At 55.7% G+C, this 21,331-nt stretch carries 17 protein-coding genes and 2 tRNA genes; 11 read left to right on the top strand and 8 right to left on the bottom strand.

Annotated features, from left to right (window positions below):
• Window positions 1-3: 3 nt before the first annotated feature.
• Window positions 4-309, bottom strand: coding sequence for a hypothetical protein (locus tag AD949_RS11225; RefSeq protein ID WP_048834763.1), 306 nt, complete (start codon window positions 307-309; stop codon window positions 4-6).
• 174 nt (window positions 310-483) lie between these two features.
• Here AD949_RS11225 and AD949_RS11230 point away from each other — a divergent pair, with 174 nt between their 5' ends.
• On the top strand, window positions 484-903 hold the full coding sequence (locus AD949_RS11230; RefSeq protein ID WP_048834764.1) for a hypothetical protein: 420 nt from the start codon (window positions 484-486) through the stop codon (window positions 901-903).
• 85 nt (window positions 904-988) lie between these two features.
• Here the strand turns inward: AD949_RS11230 and AD949_RS11235 are convergent, their stop codons facing one another.
• A complete protein-coding gene (locus AD949_RS11235; protein WP_048834765.1) occupies window positions 989-1,897 on the bottom strand; it encodes a DnaJ C-terminal domain-containing protein in 909 nt (302 codons plus the stop codon).
• The gene (locus tag AD949_RS14245) at window positions 1,894-2,070 is read right to left on the bottom strand and encodes a hypothetical protein (RefSeq protein WP_167334761.1); all 177 of its coding nucleotides are present in this window, start codon (window positions 2,068-2,070) and stop codon (window positions 1,894-1,896) included. The genes AD949_RS11235 and AD949_RS14245 overlap by 4 nt, the downstream gene beginning before the upstream one ends.
• A gap of 249 nt (window positions 2,071-2,319) precedes the next feature.
• On the opposite strand from AD949_RS14245, the gene AD949_RS11240 reads away from it, so the two are divergent.
• The 7 genes from AD949_RS11240 (at window position 2,320) to AD949_RS11270 (ending at window position 7,702) form a co-directional block, all read left to right on the top strand.
• Window positions 2,320-2,619, top strand: a complete 300-nt coding sequence (locus AD949_RS11240) for an accessory factor UbiK family protein (RefSeq protein WP_048834766.1) — start codon at window positions 2,320-2,322, stop codon at window positions 2,617-2,619.
• A 46-nt stretch (window positions 2,620-2,665) separates the two neighbouring features.
• Window positions 2,666-3,166, top strand: coding sequence for a type III secretion system chaperone family protein (locus AD949_RS11245; protein WP_048834767.1), 501 nt, complete (start codon window positions 2,666-2,668; stop codon window positions 3,164-3,166).
• The gene (proC, locus tag AD949_RS11250; RefSeq protein ID WP_048834768.1) at window positions 3,166-3,990 is read left to right on the top strand and encodes a pyrroline-5-carboxylate reductase; all 825 of its coding nucleotides are present in this window, start codon (window positions 3,166-3,168) and stop codon (window positions 3,988-3,990) included. The genes AD949_RS11245 and proC overlap by 1 nt, the downstream gene beginning before the upstream one ends.
• A 55-nt stretch (window positions 3,991-4,045) precedes the next feature.
• The gene (locus AD949_RS11255) at window positions 4,046-4,693 is read left to right on the top strand and encodes a hypothetical protein (RefSeq protein ID WP_048834769.1); all 648 of its coding nucleotides are present in this window, start codon (window positions 4,046-4,048) and stop codon (window positions 4,691-4,693) included.
• A gap of 71 nt (window positions 4,694-4,764) precedes the next feature.
• Window positions 4,765-4,839, top strand: a tRNA-Gln gene (locus AD949_RS11260).
• 134 nt (window positions 4,840-4,973) lie between these two features.
• The gene (locus AD949_RS11265) at window positions 4,974-6,356 is read left to right on the top strand and encodes a DUF2142 domain-containing protein (RefSeq protein ID WP_048834770.1); all 1,383 of its coding nucleotides are present in this window, start codon (window positions 4,974-4,976) and stop codon (window positions 6,354-6,356) included.
• A 107-nt stretch (window positions 6,357-6,463) separates the two neighbouring features.
• Window positions 6,464-7,702: an MFS transporter gene (locus tag AD949_RS11270; RefSeq protein WP_244463272.1), complete on the top strand. Its 1,239-nt coding sequence runs from the start codon at window positions 6,464-6,466 to the stop codon at window positions 7,700-7,702.
• A gap of 127 nt (window positions 7,703-7,829) precedes the next feature.
• Here AD949_RS11270 and AD949_RS11275 read toward each other — a convergent pair whose 3' ends face one another.
• Complete coding sequence (locus AD949_RS11275; protein ID WP_025826565.1) at window positions 7,830-8,099, bottom strand: HU family DNA-binding protein; 270 nt, start codon at window positions 8,097-8,099, stop codon at window positions 7,830-7,832.
• Window positions 8,100-8,213: 114 nt separating this feature from the next.
• On the opposite strand from AD949_RS11275, the gene AD949_RS11280 reads away from it, so the two are divergent.
• Window positions 8,214-9,173 carry a rhamnan synthesis F family protein gene (locus AD949_RS11280; RefSeq protein ID WP_052944504.1) on the top strand — a complete coding sequence of 320 codons (960 nt, stop codon included), beginning with the start codon at window positions 8,214-8,216 and terminating at the stop codon, window positions 9,171-9,173.
• Here the strand turns inward: AD949_RS11280 and AD949_RS11285 are convergent.
• Complete coding sequence (locus AD949_RS11285) at window positions 9,115-11,901, bottom strand: glycosyltransferase (protein WP_096430419.1); 2,787 nt, start codon at window positions 11,899-11,901, stop codon at window positions 9,115-9,117. The two genes, AD949_RS11280 and AD949_RS11285, sit on opposite strands and share 59 nt — an antisense overlap.
• A 216-nt stretch (window positions 11,902-12,117) precedes the next feature.
• Window positions 12,118-13,536 (bottom strand): beta strand repeat-containing protein, encoded by a 1,419-nt coding sequence (locus AD949_RS11290; protein ID WP_048834772.1) that lies wholly within the window; start codon window positions 13,534-13,536, stop codon window positions 12,118-12,120.
• 1,264 nt (window positions 13,537-14,800) lie between these two features.
• On the opposite strand from AD949_RS11290, the gene AD949_RS11295 reads away from it, so the two are divergent.
• Window positions 14,801-17,032: a glycosyltransferase gene (locus tag AD949_RS11295; protein ID WP_244463273.1), complete on the top strand. Its 2,232-nt coding sequence runs from the start codon at window positions 14,801-14,803 to the stop codon at window positions 17,030-17,032.
• 197 nt (window positions 17,033-17,229) lie between these two features.
• Here AD949_RS11295 and AD949_RS11300 read toward each other — a convergent pair.
• Window positions 17,230-17,304 (bottom strand) — tRNA-Gly (locus AD949_RS11300).
• Window positions 17,305-17,492: 188 nt separating this feature from the next.
• On the opposite strand from AD949_RS11300, the gene AD949_RS11305 reads away from it, so the two are divergent.
• Window positions 17,493-19,544: an NAD(+) synthase gene (locus AD949_RS11305; RefSeq protein ID WP_048834774.1), complete on the top strand. Its 2,052-nt coding sequence runs from the start codon at window positions 17,493-17,495 to the stop codon at window positions 19,542-19,544.
• Between the two features lie 192 nt (window positions 19,545-19,736).
• On the opposite strand, the gene AD949_RS11310 is transcribed toward AD949_RS11305, so the two are convergent.
• Window positions 19,737-21,251 carry an MFS transporter gene (locus tag AD949_RS11310; RefSeq protein ID WP_048834775.1) on the bottom strand — a complete coding sequence of 505 codons (1,515 nt, stop codon included), beginning with the start codon at window positions 21,249-21,251 and terminating at the stop codon, window positions 19,737-19,739.
• Between the last annotated feature and the right edge of the window lie 80 nt (window positions 21,252-21,331).

The following is a 21,331-nucleotide window of genomic DNA, read 5'->3' on the forward strand; positions in this document are numbered from 1 at the left end:
GTTTTAATAGCCCGCGTGATACATGGCGTTAAAGCCGAGGGCGGCAAAGCAGAACACGAACACCATTGCCCCGACCATCTGGAACACTTCCTTGATGGCCACACCTTCAGAGTCTTGCGTGGCGGACGGCACGGGTGCCGGAGTTACTGGCAGAACGGGGTCCGCCGTAACCGCGTGGTCGTCTTGCCCAGTTACGTCATGCTCTGCCAGTTCATGTCCCGTCAGTTCATGCTCTGCATGCAGGTCAGTCTCGGGGGGATATGTCTGATGAACCACGGATGCATCGGGCGATGAATCTGTTTCTGGCATGGCAATCCCCCTTCATTTTTTGCAATGCAGATTTGTAACTTGCACTTATCTGGGTCTGAAAGGGCGCATCGTCAAGTCTGGGTTTTGAATAAACGTCATCAATGTTTTCAGCCGGGGTAGACGGAAAGCCTGCTGGCAGGCACATGAAAAGATCTATTTTCAGGAGTGCTTGCCATGAAGCCGCGTTTCGCCTCTGCCCTTATCCCGCTCAGCCTCGCGTTCGCTGCGCCGCTTTCCGCCCCACTGTCCGCACTGGCTGCCACGCCCAAGGCGCAGGCACCCGTCACACAGGCGCATTACGAGACCGCTGTTTTTGTCGGACAATGGGCCATTATGGCGATGGACCCCGTTACAGTTGCCGCAAACAAGGCCACAGGCCCGGCAGAACGTCTGCTGGTTACGCTGCCTGAGTCGCTGAAGAAAATTGTCGGGCAGGATAAGTTCAGCCTCACCCGCGCCTCTGGCTCCACGTGGAACGGCAAGCAGGGTGACCTGACTGTGACTTTCAAACTTGTTTCAGAAAATAGCGCACAGATTCAAATTACCGGAGAAGGCACCCACAAGCTGGACCTTCCCCTCTATCGGGATAACTAAAAGCCTCTGCGCCCTTAGCCGGAATACCCGCTTCTGTGTCTGACCGCTCACTGGCGGCACAGACACAGAACGCACTCATAAGTGGTCAAGCCGTTTCGGTAGGTGTCCATGTTTTCAGGAACTCTTCCAGCGCTGCGTCTGGCTTCCCGATTTTAATTTGCAACGTGACGTACAGATTCCCGGCTTCCCGCGTACCATGCGCCTGCACGCCTTTGCCGCGTAAACGCAGTTTTGTACCGCTGTCTGACTGCGCGGGCACGTTCATTTTTACCGGCCCTGTCGGGGTCGGCACCGTAATGGGGCCACCCAGCACGGCGGTTTTCAGGTCCACCGGCAAAACTTCGTTCAGGTCAAACCCATCCCGCGTATAGGCCGGGTCTGACTGCACCGTCACGGTAATCAGCGCATCCCCCTCCGGGCCGCCCTGCACACCGGGGCCACCTTTGCCGCGCAGGCGCAGGGTCTGGCCATCTTCAATGCCCGGTGGAATGCGAACATCCAGCGTTGCCCCTTCCGGCAGCGTGATACGGGACTTCCCTCCTGTGACCGAATCCAGAAAGCTGACCTTCAGGGAATAAGATCGGTCTGCCCCTTTGCGCGGCCCGGCGGAACGCCGCCCACGGCCTGTGAACATGCCGCTGAACAGATCGCCCAGATCTTCCTCACTAAAGCCCTGCCCCTGTCCGCCGCCGTAACGGAAGCCACCCGGACCAGCACCGTAATTCCCGTAGCCACCGCCGCCGCCGCCAAAACCGGGGTGGCGTTCCTGCCCTGCGGCATCAATTTCGCCCCGGTCAAACCGGGCGCGCTTTTCCGTATCGGACAGCAGATCATTCGCTTGCCCAATGGCCTTGAACTGTTCTTCGGCAACTGTGTCACCGGGGTTCAAGTCGGGGTGATATTTCTTGGCAAGGTTACGATAGGCCTTGCGGATATCATCCTGACTGGCGGTTTTGGAAACCCCCAGAACCTCATAAGGATCACGCACACTCATGCCACACCTCCTTGATCAGAAGGCGGGTTGGGGTCTGCTCCAAAATTCATTGTGTCCAGCAGGCTGATCAGCAGGGCAACTGTCACATCCTGACTATACCCGGCTTTATCTGCCTCACTGACAAGGGCTGCAAGGCGGGGTTTGAGAAATGCCTCCGCCGTCATGTTGTCCATAGAGTTTGTTGCTCCGCTTATCGTTCGCAGGCGGTTCTGTTGGTCAGACCGGCCTGATAATGGTTTCAATATCTTATTCTAGATAATGGGAACGCTCCGGGGTGCGGTCAATGGACAACACGGGCGGCACGGGCTGGCGCACACCAGATACGCACGGCCCAGACATTTCCAAAGAAGCGATAGCCTCATGCCGCCAGACTGACTATAAGCCTAGAAGAGACGATAAACTATTTGAGTGGAGAACCGGCAATGGCTGACAAACCGCGTTTTTTTGATGATCTTGCTGGTGTGGCCGGCGGTGCTTTGTCTGCCCTGACGGGCGCTAAAGAAGAAATGAACGCCATTGTGCGCAGCCGCGTGGATGAAGTGCTGACCAGCCTTCAGGTTGTCCGGCGTGAAGAATTTGAAGTGGTGCGTGAACTCGCCGCCCGCGCCCGCATCGGGCAGGAAGAAGCCGAACGCCGCATCACCGCGCTGGAAGCCCGGCTGGATGCGCTGGAGCAGAAAAACCACGGTGACCACGCGCACCACACCCCACACACGTCCTGAGCGCAGCGTCTATCCGCATCACCCTGCTACGTACGGAGAGTGAGCCATGCCCGCGTTATTGACAGATACCTCCAAACCACCCGTTAATCCGCTGGATCTGATGGAACAGGTCATTTGTGGACATGGCTGGAATTTTGAGCGTTGCAACGCAACCGAAATGGCCGTGGAAGCCCCCGGCAAATGGTGCGATTACGGGCTGTTTTTCTCATGGTCGGCAGAGCTTGGGGCCGTGCATTTTACCTGCGCGTTTGACCTCAAGGCCCCTCAACCCCAGCAGCGCATGCTGTATGAGCTGATCGGCATGGCCAATGAGCGCATGTGGATTGGCCATTTCAGTCTGGATCAGGAAGACGGTGTTCTGCTGTTCCGCCACGCTTTACTGCTGCGCGGGGCCAGTATGTCTGTCGAAATCTTTGAAGATATGATCGACATTGCGCTGACAGAGTGTGAACGCTTTTACCCGGCCTTTCAGTTTTTCCTCTGGGGAGGGCAAAGCCCGGCCGATGCTTTGGCAGCCGCCATGCTGGACTGTCAGGGAGAAGCATGATGGCGGCGCAGACCACGCCGCTCCCCTCTGTCCTGCTGGTGGGGTGTGGCCAGATGGGGAGTTCCATGCTGGAAGGGTGGCTGGCGCATGGGCTAAAACCCTCCGTCGTGCTGGACCGGCATGACCGCGCTCTGCCTGCCCCCCATAAACTGGCCGCAACTCTGGATGCTGTTCCGGCAGAGTTTCAACCGGATATCATTATTCTGGCGGTCAAACCCCAGAAAGCGGATGAGGTGCTGGGGGCTCTGGCGCAGCGTTTCCCCAATGCCACGCTGTTAACCGTTATGGCAGGCCGCACGGTGGCAAGCCTGACGGCGTGTTATACACATAGCAACCCCAAGGCTCAGCCTGTTATTATCCGGGCCATGCCCAACACGCCCTGCGCAATCGGCGCAGGGATGAGCGGCCTTTACGCCCCTCCGAACGCCACGGAGGAACAAAAGGCGCAGTGTGACGCTCTGCTTCGCGCAGTGGGCGACACGGTCTGGGTTGCGCAAGAAGAGCAGATGGATTCCGTAACGGCTCTTTCCGGTAGTGGACCAGCTTACATCTTCCTGCTGGCTGAACTGCTGGAAAAAGCTGGGGTGGAGCAAGGCCTTCCTGCCGAAACTGCCCGCACGCTGGCCCGAAAAACTATTTACGGCGCAGGTGCTCTGCTCAACCAGTCTCCCGTGGATGCAGAAGAATTGCGCCGCCGTGTAACCAGCCCCGGCGGCACCACGGCGGAAGCTCTGAAAATTTTCATGGCCCCGGACGCATGGCCCGCCACAGTGCCGCAGGCCGTGGCTGCCGCCGCTAGACGCGCCAAAGAGCTTTCAACCTGACCCACGCGACCTGCCGCTTTATCTCCCTCTTTTTCGACAAACAGGCTTCTTTCTTATGGACCATGATGACTTTGACGCCGCCCTTCTCAGCGCTGCCATGACACAGGCTGAGCACGGGGGCTGGGCGTCTGTCTCTCTGCTGGATGCAGCCCGAAACGCCGGACTTTCCTTCCCGCAAACACGCGAGCGTTTTCCCTGCCGCGCCTCGCTGCTGCTCCGGCTTGGGCGCATGGCGGACGAGTCTGCTCTGGCGGACAACACAACCTTCGGCGCCCCGCGTGAGCGTCTGTTTGACCTGCTGATGCGCCGTCTGGATGTGTTCCAGCAGTATCGTCATGGCATTCGGGCTGTCATGCGCGCGCTCCCAATGGACCCACCCCTCGCCCTTCTGCTGGGCGGTGCCACTCTGGAAAGCATGCGCTGGATGGCGGATGCCGCAGGGATTGCGGTTGCCGGGCTGGGCGGCTTGGTGCGGATCAATATGGTCGTCGCAATCTGGACCCATACCCTGCGGGCGTGGGAAAAGGATGAGAGCGAAGACATGGGCAGCACCATGGCGGCTCTTGATCAGGCTCTGAACCAAGCCGCGCGTTTCCGCCTGTTTCCGGCAGAGAGCGCACTGGAAGACGGTGGCCTGCCGGATCTCGATTTTGAGGAACCGGATGCGCCGTCTGCTCCCCTCTCACCTGAAAATTCTCACTAAGACGCAAAACAGAGCGTTCTCACTCTTTACGAACGCTACCGGTTGGCCTTAATAAGAGCCAACCGTAGTGTTGGGGCGTAGCCAAGCGGTAAGGCAGCGGATTTTGATTCCGCCATGCGGAGGTTCGAATCCTCCCGCCCCAGCCATTTTCTCCAAAACATAAAAATCTCTCTCGCCGTTTTGGCTGAATATTTTTCCCCTCGTGCAGCACAATCCCTGTACAAGCTGCCGTTAGGCGGGATTATTCTTGCAGAGCCATAAGAGCCACAACGGATTTTTTATGTTTTCTTTTCAGCATTTGTCTGTGCAGAAGAAAATTTCCCTTCTCGCCGCAGTCCTTCTTGGTCTTTTCTGTTTTTCTCTGACAGCTCTCATCCCAGCTCTTCAGTCACCTGATGAGCGGGATCATCTCAAACGCGCTTATTTTTTGAGCCAAGGGCAAATTTTTCTTGCGTCCAAACCGCATAAGCTGTCGGGCGGACCTCTGGATAGCGGCCTTCTGGACTATCTGAATTTTTCAGAAAAATATCCTTTCCATCCAGAAAGTAAGGTCACTGAAAAAGACGTTGTCACCGCAAGAACCTTTTTGTGGTCTCACCAGAGCGTTTATGCGGAAGCGCCGGGCACTGGATACTATTTTCCGGCCTTATATGCTCCACAGGCCATAGGGCTGACGACTGGCCGATGGCTCGGGCTTTCCATTGACCGCTCCTATATGCTCTCCAGACTGAGCGCCATTACTGCGATCAGCCTTCTGCTCTTCATGGCATTCCGGCTCACCACCCCCAACCCACTGGTGCTTGCTCTTCTCATTTTACCTATGAGCCTGTTTCAGGAAGCCGCCAGCAGTCTGGATGGTGTCTCTACCGCCGCAACCGTTCTAGCAACTTCCTGTTTTTTACGCATCACGCAGCAGAGAGAGAAAACGCCCCGGCACCTTCTGGTGCTGTTTGCCGTGTCCGTAACGCTGGTGACATCCTGCCGCCAGCATGCTTTGCCCTTACTGGGCCTTATCTTTCTCAGCGCTGCCTATACCCGCAGCAAGGCCAGTCTTATCGCTGGAATGCTTGCCAGCCTTTTTACTCTTTTATGGACTGTGGTGTCTCTTAAAACCACAGTCTTCAGACTGCCGCTCCCAGCCACCTCCGCTTCAGAAAGAGCGGTCTATTATATCCTGCATCCATGGTCTTTCTTCAAAATCCTGTTTCATACGCTTGAACAGCGTACCGTGCAGGCGGATTACCTGACAACATTCCTTGGCCGTCTCGGCTGGCTTGATACGCCGCTCCCCGCGCACGCTTACATCATTCTGACCAGCGCCCTTATCCTTTTGGCTGTTCTCTCCTGCTCTTTCACGACTTTGCGGGAAAACTGGGTGTGGCGCGTTGGCCTTCTGTGTGCCGCCTTGGTCTCGTGTTTGCTGATTTTCTTCGCTTTACTCATCACATGGAGCGGCGATCAGGCGATGACAATCAGCGGCGTGCAAGGGCGTTATTTTCTGATCCCCGTGCTGTTTTTTGCCTATGCGCTCACTGCCAGCGGGAATGGAGAATTGCCTTCACGCCGCTATACCGTATCCCTAACCCTGCTGGGCGTGCTGTTTCTTTTTTCCACGCACGAAATGATCGGTGTGCTTTTACAGCGTTATTATATTGCGCCATAAAGCTAACTGCCGGTTCCCGTCCCCACACCAACGCTCGCAATTTATTTAATCGCCACCCCCTCTATAGGGATAGGTCTTTTCCCACACTGCCTGTTATGTCTTGTGTCATGACAGACACTCCGGCAGCCGCCCCCACGCCTCTCTTATCTCAGCCCGGTCTTGTTGCGGCTCTTACATCCCGCACACTTGGCGCATTTTCCTCTCAGGTGCAGGCTGTCGCCGTCGGGTGGCAGATTTATGCGCTGACCCATAGTGCAGCGGCACTTGGCTTTGTCGGTCTTGCGCAGTTTCTGCCCATGGTGATGTTCATTTTTCCGGCAGGTCACGCGGCTGACCAGCATGACCGGCGGCGCATTGTCATCACCTGCCAGATCATTGAGGCCTGTGCCGCGGCCTTCATGGCGCTGGCCTCCTTTGAGCATTTTCTGGCGCCGAGCATGATTTATGGTCTGGTTGCCCTATTTGGAATCAGTCGGGCTTTTGAAATGCCCGCCCAACAGACCTTTCTCCCCTCTCTTGTGCCCACATCCGTTTTTCCGCGTGCATCGGCGCTCTCTGCCTCCCTATTTCAGGTTGCCTCTATTGCCGGGCCTTCGCTGGGTGGTCTGCTTTATGGGCTGGGGGCTGGCATCTGTTACGCGTTATGTGCCGCGGGTTTTGCCGTGGCCGCTCTGGCAACCACCAGTATGACGCTGCGCTTCCCAGCCCGCCCCCGGCAACCCGCCACACTCTCTGCTGTTTTTGGCGGCATTTCCTTCTTACGCCGGAAACCGGCAATGCTCGGAGCACTCTCTCTGGATCTTTTTGCGGTTCTACTGGGGGGGGCGACCGCCATGCTACCCCTCTTTGCGACCGATATTCTCCATGCTGGCCCGTTGGGCTTGGGGCTACTCCGGGCAGCGCCCGCCATTGGCGCGCTGCTGGTCGCCACTGTTCTTGCCCGCTATCCGTTGGGCCGCCACGCCGGGCTGTGGATGTTTGTCGCGGTCATGATCTTCGGGGTCGCCACGATCATTTTCGGGCTTTCCCGTTCCATTCCGGTTTCCATTACCGCACTCGCCGTGCTGGGCGGCGCAGATGTTATCAGCGTGATGGTCCGGAGTGCGCTCGTTCAGCTTGGCACACCAGATGAAATGCGCGGACGAGTTTCCGCCGTTAACATGCTGTTCATCGGCTCATCAAACCAGTTGGGAGAGTTTGAAAGCGGGATGCTAGCGAGTGCTATTGGGGCTGTTCCTGCTGTTGTGGTCGGCGGGATTGGCACATTGATCATTACCGGCCTGTGGATGGCATTTTTCCCGGGCTTGCGGAAACTTGACCGTCTGGATGATATCAAACCCGATTAAAACACAAGAAGACGGTTCATTCTTGGAAAAAAGACAAAAAAAACAGCCCTAAGGAAGCCTTAGAACTGTTTTCAAAAGCATGAAGCAGAGTAAAAAACCTGCCTGTACTTTACTCTGAAAAAAGCAATCAGACTGCTTTTTTCAGATTCGGGCTGGCTTTAAAGCGTACCGTCTTACCGGCTTTCACTTTTACAGGCTCACCCGTCCGCGGATTCAGGGCTTTGCGCGCCTTTGTCTTGCGAACTGTAAAGGTCCCAAAAGACGGAAGGGTAAATCCACCTTCCCGCTTCAACTCTTCTACAATCGCATCCAGAAGGTCGTTCGCAGCCTGATTGGCGGCAACGCCGGTGCAGTTGATCGAGTCCTGGATCACCGCAGCAATAAAGGCCTTGCTCATTGAGACTTTAACTCCCCTTCAGACAGAACTATGTGAGTAACAATTCTTCGGCTACTATAACCAGCAACACTCGCGGCTTGATAGTCATATTTCACCCAAAAAACCAAATTAAAAATGCAATCAGTTTCGATTTCCCCCGCAGGCATCATCAAAAAACAGGTTGAAAGAGCACCCTTTGCTCCTTTGCCTACGGGAACAGTCTGCCTTTTTGCCTGTTATGCTCCAGATGGCAATCTTCCACCCTATACCTGTTTTTACCTGAAAAACCTGTTGGAATGTGGCATTATCCTCCATATTATTTTGTCTGGAACAGAAATTATTCATAAAACCACACAGAATTTTTGTAATAACTATGGTATTCAGGTCTGGAAAAGGCCAAATGGCGGCCTAGATTTTGGCGCGTGGCAGTTTCTTCTGAAAAAAGGACTCGCTGAAGGCGCACCTTATGTTCTTTTTGCCAATGACAGCGTTTTCGGCCCCTTTGCCCCCCTGTCGCCCCTTCTGGAAAAACTTGGCGCACGTCATCGCCCCGCATGGGGGCTCGTTGCCTCACGCGCGGTGACACCACACCTGCAATCCTGGTTTATCGGCCTTTCTCAGGCGGCATTTCAGTCAGCCCCTGTTCAGCGCGTTCTGAAGCTTCCTTTTGCCGATATGAACCGCGATGAAATTATCTGGCACGGTGAACTCGGTTTGTCCGTTGCCCTGAACGCTGCGGGGTTTCCCCTTCATGCCGCATGGAGTGACCTTAACACGCCCATCGCCCGTTTTTTCCCCACCAACCCCATGCACACACATTGGCGCGGCATGGTACAAACGGGCACGGTGCCTTTCTTCAAGCAAGAAATTTTACGGGACAACCCATTTCGGGTTCCGCATCTTTCAGACTGGCGCGCTTTGATCTCGCCAGAAAGCGGTTTCAACCCTGACTGGATTGAAACCTACCTGAACCAGCATCCTCCCCGCCCCACCATCCTCCACCCAACATGGAAAGGGCGCGCGGTTTATCGGGTCATCACGCAGTTGGATCGGCTGAAATGGCAGAAAGATCGGTGGCAAGACGCCGGGCGTTAGCCGTTTCTTTTGCCACAACGTCTCGCAGAACGCCGTCCAGTTCGGCCGTCTGTTCTTCAAACGTCGCCAGAGTGTGTTTGAGCGGATTAACGTATCCCGTCAGTTTTTCTGGATTTCTCAAAAGCGCCTCAATCGCTTTTTGCAGACCATCGGCCTGCCCATCCATGGCAATCAGCGTGCCGTTAACCCCATCAACAATATCTTCCGATTGACCACCGGGAGCCGTGGAAATTACCCATATATCGCGCGCCAGAGCTTCCCGCACGGTCAACCCGTAGCTTTCCTTCCATTGTGACGGGAAGAGCAGCACATCAATCCCATCGAAAAATGTCTCCATGGTTTCTGGAGAATAGGCCGGCACCGTCGTGACGGTTCCCTTTACTTTCCATGACTCGGTGTAAACAGAGCGAATCCCCAGATTCAGCTTGTTATCAACAACCCGAAGTTCCCAGTTGCTTTCCGAGAGCGCCTGAAACGCTCGCCGCACCAGCGGATAACCTTTAATATTTTCTGTGCCGCCAACATATCCAAACCGCAGCGGGCTTCCAGACTGGCGCGGCGTACGCGGAACTAACGGCCAGATAAACCCATTTTTGTTCACGATAATACGCTCTGGAGAAACACCATTGGCAATAAACAACTGCCGATGTGTCTCGCTCGGGGAAAGAAGCAGGGCAGCCCCCTCCAGCGCGGCCCGCATCATCACAGCGCGGTCAGCCAGATGCCGCGCCTCTGGCACACACATCTGGCAAATACGCAAATTAATTGTTTCCTGAAAACAATAATGTCCGTCAGCTTTCACCATGAACTGACGCTCACACAACCACCATGCATCATGCAGTGTAATAATATAAGGCACACCGGCTTCAATACAGGCCCTTAACAAGCCCAGCCCCATACCTTGCGTTGCATGAAAATGCACGACATCAGGCTGCATGGCAGAAAGCCATTTCCTGAAGTGACTGGTCGCGGCCTCATTATCAATACCCCCCACCCGGTCATGATCAGGTGGGACCCGCACCCCCAGCACGGAACACCCACCCACACTATAGCGAACAGACGCCTTGCCACGATTGTGCAATTCCGGACGGGACGTCATGACAGACACATCCACGTCTGGCAGGCGCTGCAAGCGACGGACCATTTCTTCCGCGACAAACGTTGCGCCACCAAAAGAGCGCGGGCTGAAATACACATTGACGCACAGAACATGCAGATTTGTTTTAGAGCGATTTTCAACAGGCCGCCCGAAGACCGGCAGGACCTGCTGCTGGGTAATCTGCTCAGGACTATAACGGCCGAGAACGTCCTCATAGGCCTGTTGGCCTAACCGCGCTCTTAAAGCCGCGTCTTCAGCCAGTCGCAGAATAGCATCTCGCCACTGCGTATCCTGTTCAGCCAGCAGACCATTTTCCTCATCCCGCATAACCTGAAGGAAGGCGTCACGCGGAGAACAGACGGCGGGCACTTTCAGAATAGCCGCTTCAAGAAATTTGATATTACTTTTGGCGTCATTGAACACTGTGGGTTCAAGAGGCGCAATTGTCATATCCGCTTGCGCCAGAAGCCCAAGATAAGCCGCATAATCACGCCCTGCCAGCGTCTGTACGCGGTCCTTGACGGCTTCAAAGCTTTCAGGAAGCGTGAGGTCTCCTATAATACAGAGTGTCAAACGCGGGTCTGTTTGCATAGCGGCCAGAATACCCTTGGCCGCAACCCGGAAATCAGCATCATGCGTTTTGGTGCCGGACCCATAAACAATACGGATTTCCTGCGTAGTGTCATGCGCTGGCACGCCGTACTCCGCCAGACTGCGTGCGATATCTATCGTCTGCTGATCCAGAGCGTTTTCAATAACAACGGCAGACGGAATGCCTGCATCCCGCATGGCTTGAGCTAGCACTCGGGTGGAAGCAATGGCGCGGTCACAAGACAGCAGGCATTTTCTGAATAGCCTGACACCAAAAAGCAGCTGGTTTTGCTCCGCCTTATCCAGCGTCTGCAGGTTGCCATTTTCCTGATATAGTTCGGCGGAGAAAATCAGGTCATCCACTTCCCACCACGGGGATAAACCAAGCCGCCGTGTTTCCTGCAGAAGGTTTTCAACCGATTCAAAGGCAGGAACTCTGTAGAAAATAACCTCTGTGCAGGTTTGTAACGCTGACAGTGCTTGCTCAGCTTCACGCCAGTCAACAACATCCACGGCCCAGCCCAGAGAACGCAGTTGCTCCTCTTTTTGCCAAACCCGATATTTTGCACATTGCCGCAGCGAAAGTTCTGCAATTATTAGGAAACGCGGCGCAAGCTGACCTCGCGTTTCACCAAGCGACTGCGTATAAATCACCTCAAGTGTTTTCTGCCGCTCCTCCGCCGTTACTGGGCGGAGTTTTACCTCATGCGTCTGAAGAGTTGACGGCCGTGCTGAAGCGGCAGCACCTGAGGAAGGCTTCTTGCGATCAGGCGTGAGCCGCCCCACCATCCGCCCCAGCTTCGTCTGTGGCAAGCGGGCCTGAAGACGTTGCGTAACGCCTTTCACCCCCTCATCCTGATAAACCTCTCTCACGCGCCGATACACGACGGGGATTTTCTGCCCAGTGGGCAATTGTCCCTTCATCAAATGCCGGACAACACGCAAAGGGGCTGTAACACGCCAAGACACCGTCTGCTGTTGCACATGTAGTATATGGCGCAAGTGAGCCGCTTCATGCGCCAGACCGTCAACCCGCATGCCCTGTATCTGTGCACTGGCGCGATAGCTGGCGGACAAGGCTTCTGCCTGCGTCAGAACCTGCCTGATTTTTTCTGAATTGTCAGGTGAATCACTCACAGGCGGCACTTTCTCAGCAAGACGAAGATTTGAAACTGTTACTTATATTCCGCTCAAAAGAAAACCGGGCCTTTCGGCCCGGTTTCCTTGGAACGCAAACAGTCCTGAGACTGAATTTTACTTCAGACCGCTGAACTGGTTTGTGTTCAGGCTGGAGTAGTCAACAAACGTGATCTGGCTGTTATCAGACAGCGTAATCGTTGTGTTGTTGCCGTTATGTGCGGCTTTATCCAGCACGTTCTGCTGGAACTGAGACGCCGTGTAGTCATAATCGACCAGCAGCACGGAGTTACCAGCAGCGCTACCGAAGTCTGTGATGGTGTAGTCAGCGCCAGCAATCCCGTCGCGGAAGCCGAATACGTTAGCCGCACCAGAACCACCCGTCAGCGTTGCATTGCCAACACCGCCAACCAGCGTATCGCTGGCAGAGCCACCGATGAACAGCTGGCTACCCGTTGTGCCAACAACGTTACCGAATGCGTGGATACCGAATGCAGAAGATGCACCGTCCAGCGTTTCGTTACCGTCGTTCGCTACGAACAGGGAGTCAGCACTCGTAGCGTTGACACGCGCATACAGGTTGTTGGAACCGAAGATGGTTGCCTGACCAGCCGTAATGGTCGTGTCACCCGTGCCACCAATGAAGGTGAGAGCACCGCTGACATTGATATTCGCGGAGTCTGTATGCGCGGTGGTGAGGTTACCATGCGCAGCAGAAATGGTGTTCCGCTGACCACCTTCAACCGTGCCGGTTGCACCAGCCATGTTGATGTAGTCGTTAGAGCCACCGGTTACGGTGCTTGCGCCGCCAACCGTGATCTGCTCGTTCCCTGCAGCGTCAACCACCAGAGAGTTTTCGCCCACGTTAACGAAGGAGTTGCCACCGTTCAGCGTGATGCTCTGCACACCAGAGGTTGCAGTGATCGTATCCTGACCATCAGAGTGAACATAGTTCACGCCGGTGCCCAGAGTAATGGTGTTGTTGCCGGCACCAGCATAGATGGTGTCGTTACCATTACCGCCGTTGATGGTGTCATTGCCGTCACCCGTACGGATGTCCCATGCGCCGGGAGCCGCATCCAGGTAATCGCCCTGGAACAGGTTGTCGCCAGAACCACCGACGAACAGACCGCTCTGTGCGCCTGCATGGAAGCCAACGCCCTGCGCGGTGCCTGCAATAACGCTCAGATAGTCGGTCGTCACTTTGCTTGCGTCGATATTGACCCAAGCGTCCAGAGCCGTGCTCGGAGCGGTTGTTGCAGAGTTGGCACCAACAGTCAGCCAGCGAAAATCGCCGGAAACCTGATAGGAACCACCTGCCGTGATCACGCCATAACCAGACTGGTTGCTGGAACTAGAAGCTTTGCTATTGGAGCCCTTGTCCAGATAACGAGCATCCAGCTTCCCGTCGTCAATCTGGCCTGAAAGCTGGTTGGCAAGAGCCTGCGTCCGGCCTACGAACGCGGTGTTCATAGCACCATCAACAGTGACCTGTACGGTCCCTCCTGACGCACCAGCAACGGTGATAATCGCCATATTTATCCGTCCTTTTCTACGCCCGCTTTATTAGGCACGAGAGGGTCACACCCATACAGCGGCACAACAACGTCAGGCTTCGTTTTAGGCGAGGCCCGTACGAACATGCAAGCATCTTCTGGGTATTCTCAAGGTTTAACGCTTTTTTTTGCAAAATCTTCAAAAAAAAGACACACGAGGTTAGGTACCCAACCTGTGCTATTGAACTTATGCTACTGTAATTAGTGATAAATTAAGCAAATTAATCTTTCAGATTGTCAAATAGTCAGTTCGCGGCAAAATAGTCTCTTGATTTGAAATCAGGACCCTTTGCTTTCCCATGCCAGCCTCTTTATCAGATTTCCCGCCCCATAAGCCCTCCACCTCTGTTGCGTCTTTGTGTAGCGCGGAGTCCGAGGCGTTTTTTAGCCAGGTTATTCTGACAGAGGGCGACACGACAGGCTGCGGACATCTGCCTTTTATGGTCTGGCTACTGGCCTCTCTGGCCCCGGAGATTCTGGTGCTGATTGGCGCGAGTCGTTCCGTAAAAGAGACTTTGAAACAAGCCATTCACAATCAGACTCTTCCAACCCGAGTGATTGAAACGCGGCTTTTTTCTTCTTTTCCAGAAAAAGACTCCGCACTTTATTATTGTGCTCACCCTTTGTGGGAGTTGCCAGACCGTTTGAAGGAGGAACTGGACCTACTTCCATCAGGCAGTCTGGTACTTCTGGATGGTATCGAAACCCCTACTGCACGGCCAATATGGGCAGAGCTTGAAAAAACCTTTCTGACATTTAGTTTTTTCCATGCAAATGGTCTGGGTCTCCTCACGAAAACTCCCCAAAAAAACGATAATGTCAGTTTTATTTTAACGATAAATTCTGACTGTTCGAAAGACGATTTATGTAAAAAAGCCGTCTTCCGCGAACGCTTTAGTCAAGCCGGGCAGTTCTGGGAAAACAAGGCGCTTCTGCACACACACTCTGAGAAAATACAGCAGCTGCAAGACGCCCTACGCCAAGAACGCATCTCATTACTCGATACAATTCTCGCGACAAAGCAAGAAAAAGCATCTCTCAATGCAGAATTGATTACAAAAAAAAACCAGTTCGAACCCGAAAAAAATGCCCTGATTACCTCTCTGAGCACATACGGAGACTTCTGGCACCAACAGGCTCTTGCCTTGACAGACACCAATACAGAACTTTATCAGTCTTTATCTCAAGCGCTCGACCATCTTCAGCGTAATTCAGAGTCCCTAGCCGCGTTCTCTCAAGAGATCGTGAGCCGTGAAGACGGCTTGAACGCTCTTCGTGCTTTCCTTTCCACACCCGCAGGCTTTCTGCGCTCTCTGGCACGTACAATGGTGCGCGGCTCTATGGCGCCTTTTGTGCCGAATCTCCCAAAGCCTCCCACGCTTACTCAACCCGATATTTCTCTCCCCTCCCCTCCAGTTTTACCGAATCAGCCACCGCCCACAGCCCATGCCAACGCGCAGGCAACGCAAATAGTCGTCCCTTCCGTCTCTGTTGAAAACATCCCAACGCCCGCCAACAGGCATAGTCCACGCCGCAAACTCCTTTTTGTCGCTGGAGAGCCAGAGTCTCCTGGCGTGGAATATCGCTGCATTCGTAATGCCGCAGCCTGTGTCCGGGCGGGGCATGAGGCACGCTGGAAACCCTGCGCCGAGGTTAACCCGGATGACCTGATCTGGGCCGATATTGTCGTTCTCTGGCGCGTGGAATTCAGTGGGCATGTTGATATTCTTCTGCAACTCGCCCGTGAAAACGAGGCTGATGTCATTTTCGATACTGATGACATCACGTTCCTGCCGCATATGGCCCGATTTGATATTATTGATGGTATTCGCAGTATTGGGGCAACAGAGCAGCGTATCGAAGCCGTGTTTACGGAAATGCGCCGCACAATGATGCGTTCTGATCTGTGCATGGCGCCAACAGACACCCTTGCGGGCTTGATGCGCATCAATAAACCGCTGACTTATACTGTCCCCAATACATTTGATGCTGATTCGTTACGGCGCAGCCGTATGGCCATGCGGAAAAAACAATGGCTTGGGTCAGATGGCCTTGTCCGCATTGGCTACGCAACTGGCTCCCGCACGCATCAGCGTGATTTTGCGCCAGTTGCTGGTGTTCTAGCCAACCTGATGCTGGAACGTGCAGACCTGCGCCTTGTTCTGTTCCGGGAACCGGGCAACCATCGCCCTGTCCTGTTGATGAATGAATTCCCCGAACTGGCCGCTGTCGCAGAGCAGATTGAATGGCGGGATATGGTGCCACTCCCCGACCTGCCAGAAGAGACAGCCCGCTTTGATATTGCCATCGCACCGCTGGAAACCGGGTCCCTATTCTGTAACGCCAAAAGTGAGCTTAAATTTTTTGAAGCCGCTCTGGCCAGCGTTCCGTCCATTGTCTCCCCCACCGCCCCTTTCCGCCAATGCATTGTGGAAGGCGTAAGCGGCTTGCTGGCGGATACACCTGATGAGTGGGACGCCGCTCTTCGCGCACTGCTCGAAAATCCAGACTTGCGCCGCCGTATGGCCGACACAGCCTACCATTCTGTGCTCTGGTATTTCGGGCCGCAACGGCAGGCGCTGGTTTTTGATAGTCTTATTGAAGGACTCGGCGGCGAACAGGCTGCCGCCCGTGCTGCCGAAATTCAGATTGCCCGTGGCGCCTATCGCGCCAAAAGTTTGCCGGACGTCCCTCCGCATGAGGTTCTGTTCCATCAGGACAGGATGGATGAGGCCGCGGTCACCGTCATCATCACCTCTTATAATTATGAAGCTTTCATTCTGGAGGCGCTGGAATCCGTGCGGGCGCAGACCATGCTTCTGCTGGATCTGGTTGTGGTGGATGATGGGTCTTCCGACGAGTCGGTTGCTCTCATCACAGCATGGATGATGCAGCATAACGCCCGCTTCAATCGCCTTATTCTACTAAAAACCACCGTCAATGCCGGACTTGGCGGAGCCCGCAACTGCGCCGTCACCCATGTGGAAACGCCGTTTTTCCTACCACTGGATGCCGATAATCGCCTGTTGCCAGAAGCCTGTGCGTCTCTTGTTGCCGCAACAGATGAGATGACAGCCTATGCCTACCCCATTCTGGAGCAGTTTGGAGAACCCACACTGCATAAACAGCTTGGCGACAAACCTTATCATCCGATGCAACTGGTAGCGGGCAACTATATTGATGCCATGGCTCTTGTCGCAAAATGGGCATGGGCAGCGGCAGGAGGCTATTATGTCAGCCGTTCCGCCATGGGCTGGGAAGATTATGACCTGTGGTGCTCTTTTGCGGAACTTGGCCTACAGGGAACGCATGTTCCTGAAATTCTGGCGGAATACCGCGTGCATCGCACATCCATGACCAGCAACGTCACAGAGCAGGACGCCCATAAACAGCGCGTGGTGGCATTTGTGGAAAACCGCCACGCATGGATCAAATTGGTGCAGAGAGCAGCCAAAGACCGCGAAAAGGCTTCATAACATCTAAGTGAAAGCCGTTTTGCTATGGTGCCCAACACCGGAACCATAGCAGCCGCCGTGCTCACCCTATGACCGCGCAAAGTCGGGCTGTAGGAGGAGGCGCAGATTATCACGCCTATTTTTTTAAGCCCGACCCAGAACGCAAAAAAGGCCGCGTGTGCGACCTTGATGCTTACCGCTCAAATTTTTAAGAAATTTGGAGCGGGCGATGGGATTCGAACCCACGACCCCAACCTTGGCAAGGTTGTGCTCTACCCCTGAGCTACGCCCGCATTGGATGGCCTCCTTCTAAGGGCGTTCCCGAAAACGCGCAAGAGGGTTTTTGTATTTTTTCCGTTTATTTTGAGTGCCCTTTCTTACCCTTGGCGCGAGCGCCGGAAAGTCCTTGTGTTGGCGCGTGTCCACTTCTCTGCAATCATGGGCGCACTCTCTTGCCCATGCTGGATAAGGATGGACCACGTTGTCGGCTTCCGCATTTCACGCGCTGTATCATCAGGGGTTTGCCCGTGTTGCAGCCTGCACCGTTCCCGTCGCTCTAGCGGACCCGGCCACCAACGCACAGCGTACGCTGGGAGCCGCTAAGACCTGCGGGCAGGAGGGGTCCGTACTCTGCGTGTTTCCAGAACTCGGGCTCTCCGGCTACGCAATAGATGACCTTCGCCAGCAGGAAGCCCTGCTCAACGCTGTCGAACAGGCTCTTGCGGAGCTTGCCGCGGCTTCAGCCGATCTCCTCCCCATGCTAGTCGTAGGGGCACCCCTCCGGCATGATAACGCCCTTTATAATTGTGCTGTCGTCATCCATCGGGGCGCAGTGATCGGGATTGTTCCCAAAAGCTACCTGCCCAATTACCGCGAATTTTATGAAGCGCGGCATTTTACATCCGGCGCTGGCATACAGGGCCAGACCATGCGGCTGAACGGTACCGATATTCCGTTCGGCACCGATCTGCTGTTTGAGGCAGAAGACCTCCCCAGCTTCTGTCTTGGTCTGGAAATCTGTGAAGACCTCTGGGTGCCGGCCCCTCCGGGAACACAAGCTGCCCTTGCGGGGGCCACCATTCTGGCGAACCCCTCCGCCAGTGACATTACTGTCGGCAAAGCCGAAACCCGCACTCTGCTCTGCCGGGCACAGTCCGCCCGCTGTGTCGCAGCCTATCTCTACGCGGCGGCTGGAGAAGGCGAATCCACAAACGATGTTGCGTGGGACGGGCAAATTACCATTTTTGAAAATGGTGACGTGTTAGCCCAGAGCGAACGATTCCCCACCGGGTCCCGGCATGTCGTGGCGGATATTGACCTCACGCTACTACGGCAGGAACGCCTGCGCATGGGGTCCTTTGCTGCCAATGCCCGCGCCATGCAAGCCCATGCTCCTGCATGGCGACGCATTCGCTGCACCCTCACGCCGCCCATGACCAATCTTGGCCTACGCCGCCCGCTCTCCCGCTTCCCCTTTGTGCCTAGTGACCCGGACCGGCTGGCGCAGGACTGTTTTGAGGCCTTCACCATTCAGGTGTCCGCCCTCAAGCAGCGACTACGCACCAGCGGCGTCAAACGCATGGTCATTGGCATTTCCGGCGGGCTGGATTCCACACAGGCTCTGCTGGTGGCGGTCCGGGCGGCGGATGAACTCGGCTGGCCCCGCAGTGCGGTGCTGGGCTACACCATGCCCGGCTTTGGCACGACGGAAAAAACACTGGCCAGCGCCCAAGCGCTGATGGCCGCCCTTGGCACCGGGAATGAGGTGCTGGACATCCGCCCGGCCGCCAGTCTGATGCTGCGGGAAATCAAGCACCCCTTCGCACAGGGCGAACCTGTGCATGACATTACGTTTGAGAACGTGCAGGCAGGCCTACGGACCGATTTTCTATTCCGTCTGGCCAACCAGCATCAGGGCATGGTGATTGGCACGGGCGACCTCTCCGAACTCGCCCTCGGCTGGTGCACCTACGGCGTAGGGGACCAGATGGCGCATTACAATGTAAATGCCGGACTGCCCAAAACGCTGATCCAGCACATGATCCGCTGGGCCATAGCCTCCGGCCATTTTTCACCAGAGGTTACCCCTCTGCTCTCCACCATTCTGGCCACGGAAATCTCGCCGGAACTGGTGCCTGTGGGTGAGAACGGGCCGCAGAGCACACAGGACATCATCGGGCCGTACGCGCTGCATGACTTCACCCTCTTTTATGTGCTGCGCTACGGCTTCACGCCGTCCCGTATCGCGTTCATGGCGGAACAGGCATGGCAGGATGCCTCGGCTGGTACCTGGCCACCGGGCTTTCCGAAGCAGGACCGCACGGCATATGACCTGCCGACCATCCGCCACTGGCTCCAGATCTTCCTACGTCGCTTTTTTGGTACCAGCCAGTTCAAACGCTCCGCCATGCCCAATGGCCCGAAAGTCATGGCGGGAGGTAGCCTGTCCCCACGCGGAGACTGGCGCGCGCCCTCGGACGGCAACGCGACCCTGTGGCTGGCGGAACTGGAACAGAATGTTCCGAAAAGGTAACACGCCTGCCCCGTTCCGACCTCTGTTGCGACTCTGCAGGATAGGCGTGATGATGAAACAGTTGAGTATCTCACGAAACGCATCGGCAGTTTCAGGGCGTCGTTGGGGTGGGCAGGGGAGCAGTCAGGCGTTCGATTCCGCGCTCGTGTGGGCCTGACAGCGCCGCACACGGGTAATGAGGGATTATTGAAATCAATCACAGTCGCCTGAACCAAAAGTGACCTGTTTCCAGCGCAGGACAGCGAAGCTCAGACCAGAAAGCGACCACGCGCAGACCAAGCCATACAACAGGACCCTGCCGAACCCCAGCGCAAGCGCCTGTTCGGCGACCGGCCTGCCGATGCCCAAAGTCTCTGCCACCGTTAGATTCCCGGCTGCGATGATTCCGCCAAGAGCCTGCACAGCACCGCCCGGCGCGCCCGCTTTCAAAAGGCTTGCCCTTATACCGCGAAGAAGGATGAACCCCATCAGCGAGATAGTAATGGCGAGCGTGATCATCCTTACGCTCATATCCATACCTGCTCCCATTCCGGCCCGTTCGGCTGGAACAGCAGCGGTGACCGTATTGGCAACAGGCGTATTCATCAGCCCGACACCAGTACCAGCAAGAACGCAACCGGGCAGCATCGTTGTGCAACTGGAAAACGCTCTCATCGTTCCAAGTTCCATGAGCAGGAAGCCCGCCCCGATTACAAACAGGCCCAGCGGCAGAACAACGACCGGCCCGTAACGCGCCAAAATCCGCTCGCCAAAGGGTGGCGCCACCAGAGTCGGCAGGGTGTAGGCGAGAAGCACAAACCCCGCCGTCACGCTGTCATAACCAAGACCGGCCTGAAACCAGAGCGGCAGATAGATCACGAAAGGCCAGAAGCTGGCGTTCATGCCGATGGCACCAAGAAGCGCGCCGGAGAATGTCGGGATACGCAGGGAGGCAAAGTCGAACATCGGCCGGGGTGCTTTCTTTTCGACAACGATAAACATCAGAAAGCTGGCCCCGCCGAGAACCACGGCGCCATCCCCCACCAGATCGCCGGGCCATAACGCCTGCCCGCGCGTAATCAGGGACACGAGGCAGAACACCGCCAGAGACAGTGTGATGATTCCTTTCCCATCCATGCGCATCGCCTCGGGATCGGACGACTCAACAAGAGCGAAACGTGCGAGCAGAAACGCTATGCCCGCCAGAGGCCCATGCACGAGGAACACCCACCGCCACCCAATAAAGGCAACCGCCAGCCCTCCGATTAGTGGGCCGAATCCAAGACCTGCACCAAAGACAATCCCCCACGCGCTGAACGCCAGTCCACGATAGAGAGAACCACGGAACTGATGGGAAAGCAGCGCGATCTGGCAGGCGAGCATCGCGGCACCACCAACACCCTGAACAGCACGGGCGGCAATCAGGATCGGGGCATTCTCCGCCAGTCCGCAGGCAACTGATGACAGGCCGAAAACCACCACACCCGCCATAAAGACGCGCTTGCGACCAAAGCAATCCGCCAGCGCGCCGGACGCCATAAGGCAGACCGTCATCGCAAGAGTATAGGCGTTCATGATCCATTGAATCTGCTGAAAGTCAGCCGCAAGACCATGATCCAGAGTCGGCAGAATGGCCGGGACGCTGGAGATTTCCAGACCAACCATCAAGGCGGAAAGGCAGACGGCGGCAAGCGCCAGTGCGTTCCTGCTGGTTATAATCTCCCTCATATGACGCGACCCTACCTTGTCCTGCTACTGCGAGACGCGCCGCGCGCCTGTCGTGCGATCAATCCGGCAGGCGGACATCT

This window comes from Acetobacter orleanensis (assembly GCF_001581005.1).
GTDB classification, from domain to species: Bacteria; Pseudomonadota; Alphaproteobacteria; order Acetobacterales; family Acetobacteraceae; genus Acetobacter; species Acetobacter orleanensis.

Bases quoted from the DNA above. Each gene is read 5' to 3' on its own strand.
- AD949_RS11230 (WP_048834764.1), top strand. From the start codon at position 484: ATGAAGCCGCGTTTCGCCTCTGCCCTTATCCCGCTCAGCCTCGCGTTC.
- proC (WP_048834768.1), top strand. From the start codon at position 3,166: ATGGCGGCGCAGACCACGCCGCTCCCCTCTGTCCTGCTGGTGGGGTGT.
- AD949_RS11255 (WP_048834769.1), top strand. From the start codon at position 4,046: ATGGACCATGATGACTTTGACGCCGCCCTTCTCAGCGCTGCCATGACA.
- AD949_RS11290 (WP_048834772.1), bottom strand. From the start codon at position 13,536: ATGGCGATTATCACCGTTGCTGGTGCGTCAGGAGGGACCGTACAGGTC.
- AD949_RS11240 (WP_048834766.1), top strand. From the start codon at position 2,320: ATGGCTGACAAACCGCGTTTTTTTGATGATCTTGCTGGTGTGGCCGGC.
- AD949_RS11265 (WP_048834770.1), top strand. From the start codon at position 4,974: ATGTTTTCTTTTCAGCATTTGTCTGTGCAGAAGAAAATTTCCCTTCTC.
- AD949_RS11235 (WP_048834765.1), bottom strand. From the start codon at position 1,897: ATGAGTGTGCGTGATCCTTATGAGGTTCTGGGGGTTTCCAAAACCGCC.
- AD949_RS11275 (WP_025826565.1), bottom strand. From the start codon at position 8,099: ATGAGCAAGGCCTTTATTGCTGCGGTGATCCAGGACTCGATCAACTGC.
- AD949_RS11245 (WP_048834767.1), top strand. From the start codon at position 2,666: ATGCCCGCGTTATTGACAGATACCTCCAAACCACCCGTTAATCCGCTG.
- AD949_RS11280 (WP_052944504.1), top strand. From the start codon at position 8,214: ATGCAATCAGTTTCGATTTCCCCCGCAGGCATCATCAAAAAACAGGTT.
- AD949_RS11310 (WP_048834775.1), bottom strand. From the start codon at position 21,251: ATGAGGGAGATTATAACCAGCAGGAACGCACTGGCGCTTGCCGCCGTC.
- AD949_RS11270 (WP_244463272.1), top strand. From the start codon at position 6,464: ATGACAGACACTCCGGCAGCCGCCCCCACGCCTCTCTTATCTCAGCCC.
- AD949_RS11285 (WP_096430419.1), bottom strand. From the start codon at position 11,901: ATGCGGGTTGACGGTCTGGCGCATGAAGCGGCTCACTTGCGCCATATA.
- AD949_RS11225 (WP_048834763.1), bottom strand. From the start codon at position 309: ATGCCAGAAACAGATTCATCGCCCGATGCATCCGTGGTTCATCAGACA.
- AD949_RS14245 (WP_167334761.1), bottom strand. From the start codon at position 2,070: ATGGACAACATGACGGCGGAGGCATTTCTCAAACCCCGCCTTGCAGCC.